5 protein-coding genes are annotated in these 5326 nt (G+C 41.8%); all 5 read right to left on the bottom strand.

Translation table 11 applies throughout. The features are described from left to right. Positions 1-259: 259 nt before the first annotated feature. A complete protein-coding gene (locus T515_RS15750; protein WP_036613356.1) occupies positions 260-757 on the bottom strand; it encodes a GNAT family N-acetyltransferase in 498 nt (165 codons plus the stop codon). Between the two features lie 168 nt (positions 758-925). Beyond that, the gene (locus T515_RS15745) at positions 926-1399 is read right to left on the bottom strand and encodes a DUF6465 family protein (RefSeq protein WP_036613353.1); all 474 of its coding nucleotides are present in this window, start codon (positions 1397-1399) and stop codon (positions 926-928) included. Positions 1400-1611: 212 nt separating this feature from the next. Next, positions 1612-2526 carry a magnesium transporter CorA family protein gene (locus T515_RS15740; RefSeq protein ID WP_036613351.1) on the bottom strand — a complete coding sequence of 305 codons (915 nt, stop codon included), beginning with the start codon at positions 2524-2526 and terminating at the stop codon, positions 1612-1614. Positions 2527-2907: 381 nt separating this feature from the next. Then, positions 2908-4233, bottom strand: a complete 1326-nt coding sequence (locus tag T515_RS15735; RefSeq protein WP_051671820.1) for an Nramp family divalent metal transporter — start codon at positions 4231-4233, stop codon at positions 2908-2910. Positions 4234-4348: 115 nt separating this feature from the next. Beyond that, a partial coding sequence (locus T515_RS15730; RefSeq protein WP_051671819.1) for a dihydrodipicolinate synthase family protein occupies positions 4349-5326 on the bottom strand: 978 nt, incomplete at its 5' end.

Below are 5326 nucleotides of genomic sequence, written 5' to 3'. Positions count from 1 at the left end.
TTTTGGTCTCCTGATTCCAAAACCAAAAATTTTTAAACAAAATTATTTTGACCCATAACCCCCTGCTATTACTGGCTCTGTAAGGTTTTGTTCATTTTAAATAAAATCTACAAAACAGTAATATACACCTATACAATATTGTAATAGTTTTGTTTGTTTTTACAGTAAAATATGTCATAAGTGGTAGATAAATGGTTTATTTCAAATTAAGCAAACCTCTATCTCATTTAGGATAGAGGTTATTCGTGCAAATTTGAATTTATTTATCCCATTCATATGCCAGCTTTGGGCCACCACCGAACTGAATCAACCCACAATACTCAAAACCTTCTCTGCTGAGTATGTGCTGCATCACTTTGTTTTCTTCCTGTGTATCCAGTCGAATTGCGTCAATGCAATTTAATCGGCAAAAATCTTTGACGAGCTGAAAAGCATTACGTGACAACCCGCCTCCTCTGGCCCTACTGCTGAATGCCATTCGATGCACCACAGCGTAGGGCTTTTCCGATTTCCACGCTCCATCGATCTTTGCATACGCGGGCTCATCGCCGATTATAATGCAGCAATAGCCAATGATTTCATTGTCCTTCACAAACACATATCCGATATTTTGAGCAATATCATCAAGAATTGTCTGTTCAGTGGGATAATCAGGATGCCACTGCTCAAAGCCCAAAGATTTGTGGTAGGCTCTCGCATCTTCAATACATTGATAGCATATTTCCGCTTCGTTCAAATTTGCCAATCTCAGCTTCATCTATACATCCTCCACAAATCTAAATTATCATAGAATACCCATATTTACAGAAAAAATTTCAAACTCTCCCTTGTTTCCCATATTGCAATGCCCATTACTTATGTAGGGTTTTGTTCATTTTTTGGATTTTTCGTCAAAAAAATTTTTTTGGTTTTAACCATTGTGCATTTACAACCCGATTTTGAAATCAGGATTACTGAATCCGTCAATAGTAAAGTATGCACATGACTCGTTCGGTTTGATGAAAAGTTCAATATCATGCGCAACGATGTACGGATGTTTGCTAATGTAAGACCTAACCCTGTCAAAAAGATCCTTTTCGGAATACTTCTTATCATTGAACTCAATGGTGATGGACTTATAGTTCAGTTCCGGTGCCTTTGATACTTTCTTTGTTCCGGCTGTCTTTACAGACTTGTCTGCAGTCTTCTTTTCTGACTTCTTTGCAGTCCTTGCAGACGACTTTCTTCCAGTTTTCTTCTCTGCAGTCTTTGTTTCTCTGCTCTTCACTGCTGTGGATTTTGTTGCAGAACCCTTCTTACGTCCTCTCTTAGGCTTTGCCTCTGTGGCTGTTTTTTCTGCTTCTGCAGAAACACTTTCAACATCTGTTTTTACTTCCTGAATATTAACTTCATCTGCCATTATTACCAGACCTCCCCTGTGATACTTACACTCTTTTAATTATATTCGGATAAATAAAAATTTAAAAGAATTTTTTACCAAAGGCGAGAAACTTTTTTCACATATAAATACAGTATTTTCCTTAAGCTTCTATGTGATCATTATAATCTCAGAAGTTATGACAAAAAGACCACATCATTCCGACCATGGTGCAAGTCATCCGCTTTTCTCTTTTATAACCACTTCTTATACTTAAAGAATACGAGGCTGATAATAACGATCAATACCGAGACCCCGATAACGCCGGGATATCCCCACACAGAATCCAGTTCAGGCATATATTTAAAATTCATGCCATACCATCCGACGATAAGTGTAAGCGGCATAAAAACAGTCGTGACAACCGTAAGCACTGTCATGATATGATTCTGTTTTACATCGAGCTTCGACTGATAGGTATCCCGGATCTGGTTCGTATAATCCAGAAGCGAACTCACAATGTCATACAGTCTCGTTACTCTGTTGGAGAAAAGTCTGAAAAAGCGCAGATGATCCATCTGGAAGAAATTGTTCTCATTCTCTTCAAATTCCTGAGCCAGGTCGATCAGCTGGTTGTAATGTATCCTTAGATCCCTGAGATCTCCCCTGATTTCATTTAAAGTATCAAGATCACCTTCCTTGCCGCTGTCGATATCTTTATCTATGGCATCAAGCCTTTTTTCATAGTTCTCCAGTATTCGCTGATCCTCGTGTATTATCTGCTCAAGGAAATCATAGATAAATCTTTCAAGACAAGGCATTCGCCACTTTTTGGTTTCTATTATCCTGTTGATTATCCCAGATGCAGTGTCACCGGAATCAATGAATACGACTCCTTTCTCATCAAGGGCAAAAGCGAAGTTGTGATAGTCTCCGGACATATTGCTCCTGTCGGGAATCGCGAAGGTGCCGGTAACAGAATCATAATTGACCTCGGCATTAGTGGTGTAGATTTCCCTGGTATCCGGTTCCATGTCGATGCCCATTTCGTAGGAATCACATTCTGCATTCCACTCTTCAGGTGACAAAACCGCCACATATTGAAATTCACCGCTGTGACACTCTTCTGCTGAACATTTTCGAAGCATAGTGTCAATCAAATAATACATGTTCGTTTCCTCATTATAGTACGTTTTTTTGACAAAAAGAATCTTAAGCCTCTGCAGTAAATACAGTATTTATATCGACCAGATTTACCGCATATTTTAATCTGAAGTTCCTGAGAATGCTATGTTTTTTACAATAAAAATCAGTTCAGCTGTCAGAGATAATTATTTTGTGACAACTACACCTTTATGGTACAAAAAAACTTGACCCCATCAATCTTCCTGACTATTCTTCCTAACTATTTATGTATCGCAAATGTTGAATATAGCAAAACGACCATGTACATGAATCCTCATGCACATGGCCCTTTATATACTATTCTCTTTTCAGTGATTCCTTCAAATCACCGTCTGACTGATGCTGGACAGTCAAAACTCATACCATCAGCCACCGATAAATGAATTGATAAGCTTAGGAACCTGAGTCTGAAGTGCACTCCATGTCATGTAAAGTGCGAAAATGTAACAGATAGTCATGGAAATCTGTAACAGCTTAGGTGCCTGCATTCCCTCATAGAGCTCCTTCTTCCAAAGGATCAGTACCATGAAGAGACCAGCAACAGGAGTAGCAATAGATGTAGCTACGTTAGCGATGAAAATAAGCTGTGTTGGTGATCCGCCGTATGAGAAGCAGATAACTGTAGCTACTGCAAGACATGCAAGGCAAAGAACCTTTACAGGCTTTGACTCAAGTCCTGTCTCCTTATTGAGACCGGCATTCAGAAGAACTACGCCTCTCTGAGTATTTCCGAGAAGTGAAGAGAAACCTGCGCCGATGATAGCGATACCCATAACGATAGGTGCAGCGCTGCCAAGGAATGGTCTTAAAAGCTCTCCCAGCTGTGCAGGAGCCTTGATTGTAGTACCTGTAGGGTTAAGCACGATTGCACCAACAAGTACGATGGCACCTGAGATAAGTACAACAGTTACGATGTGTGTGATAGCATCTGCACGCATTGCACCGTTGAAAAGGTCTTCCTTCTTCCACTTCTTCTCAAGTCCGAGATATGTTCCGTAGATTCCGGCTGTAACAGCTGCATTTGTACTGATATAAGCAAGAGCTGTAGTAAGTGATCCCTCCGGGAACTGAGGTGAAACCAGGCCCCTTGCCATAGCTCCCGCATCCGGACCGCCTGTTGCAATAAGTGTTGCGAAGAATGCAACGATCATACCGATGATACAAATGGTTATGCCCTTCTCAACCTTTGAATAAACACCCTTTGTGAGATAGCAGAATGCCAAAATTCCAAGCATTATCAGAGAACCTATTCTCCAGTCAAAACCAAATATCAGATTCACGCCGGCACCTGTTCCGGTGATATTACCAAGTGTGAAGAAGAAACATGATAAGAAAAGAGCCACTCCGCAGAAGCCTGAAGCTATTCCGCCATAGTAATGTCTGATAGCGTGTAATATCGGCTTGCCTGTCATGATAGATATTCTGTAAGAAGTCATGGTGAATGTGATTCCCATGAGGATGATAGGAATAAGAAGCCACATCATCTGGTAACCATAGTTCGCACCCATCATGGCACTGGTTGTGATGTTACCAGGTCCGATAACTATTCCCGTAAGTATGATTCCCGGTCCGACCTTTTTAAGTATCTCCTTGAAGCTTAATTTCTTAACTTCACTTGGATTAAAGCCAAGTCTTTCTTGCACAGTTCCAACAATCTTTGTTGCTGCCGGCTGGTTTACTGCAATCTCCATATATTATCTCCTTTACTCATGCAGCCGGACCCTCTTTTCACGTTCGGCCTTTCGGCTAAGAGGTAATCCGTCAATGGATTCTGTCCGGCTGCCCCACCTTTTTTAGCGCCTGATCTTAAGCAAACTTTGACATATCAACCTTGTCAAGACCGCTGTTCTTGATACCCTTAGCGATCCAATCCTTCTCTTCCTGGTTAAGAGGAAGTACAGGCTTTCTCATAAGAGCGCTTGTGAAGATACCTCTCTGTACAAGTGTCTCCTTAAGTCTTGCATGAGCCTCACCTGAAGGCTGTCCGCCGCCATAGATTGCCTGGCTGATGTGATAGATTCTGTCGCTCCAGTCCTGAGCTTCCTTGAGTGTGTGCTTGTCAGGATTTGCAAATACTTCTCTTGCAGGGCAGATAAGCTCAGGTACGCAGCCTGCGAAACCGATAAGAGCACCGTCCATGCCAGGGAACCATGATACGCAAAGTGTTTCATCATGGCATGTGATAAGGCTGATATCAGGGCACTCCTGACGAAGAAGTCTTACGTCATGCTCGTAGATAGATGTAACACGTGTACCCATCTTGATGCACTTAACATGATCGATCTCCTTGCACATCTTGATAAGTGTCTCTACAGGGTAGAATGCCTTTGATGTTGCAGGATAGAGGTGGATAACGATATCGATGTCAGCACCCTCAGCTACGTCCTTGATGTACTCGAAAGGAGCGTTAGGATTCATACCGAATCTGAGCCACATGTGAGGAGGCATAAGAAGGATAGCGTCTGCTCCTGCTGCCTTTGCCTCAGCTGCCATCTCGATGGACTCCTGAGTGTTCTCACAGTTTACACCTGAAACGATTGTCATGATATCGCCGCACTCTTCAGCACAGATCTCAACTACTCTCTTTCTCTCTGCTCTTGTAAGGCCTGTGATCTCTCCTGTGTGGCCGTTACATACAAGACCCTGGATTCCCTTGTCATAGAAGCTCTTGATCCAACGAAGGTATACTCTGAACTCCTGCTCGTTGATTGAGTAGTCATCGTTAAGTGGAACTGAAACTGCCGGGAATATTGTCTTGAAATTTTTAACCTTTGCCATGATATT

Source organism: Oribacterium sp. P6A1 (assembly GCF_000702885.1).
Lineage (GTDB): Bacteria > Bacillota > Clostridia > Lachnospirales > Lachnospiraceae > Oribacterium.
This window is presented reverse-complemented; position numbering and strand designations above follow the sequence as displayed.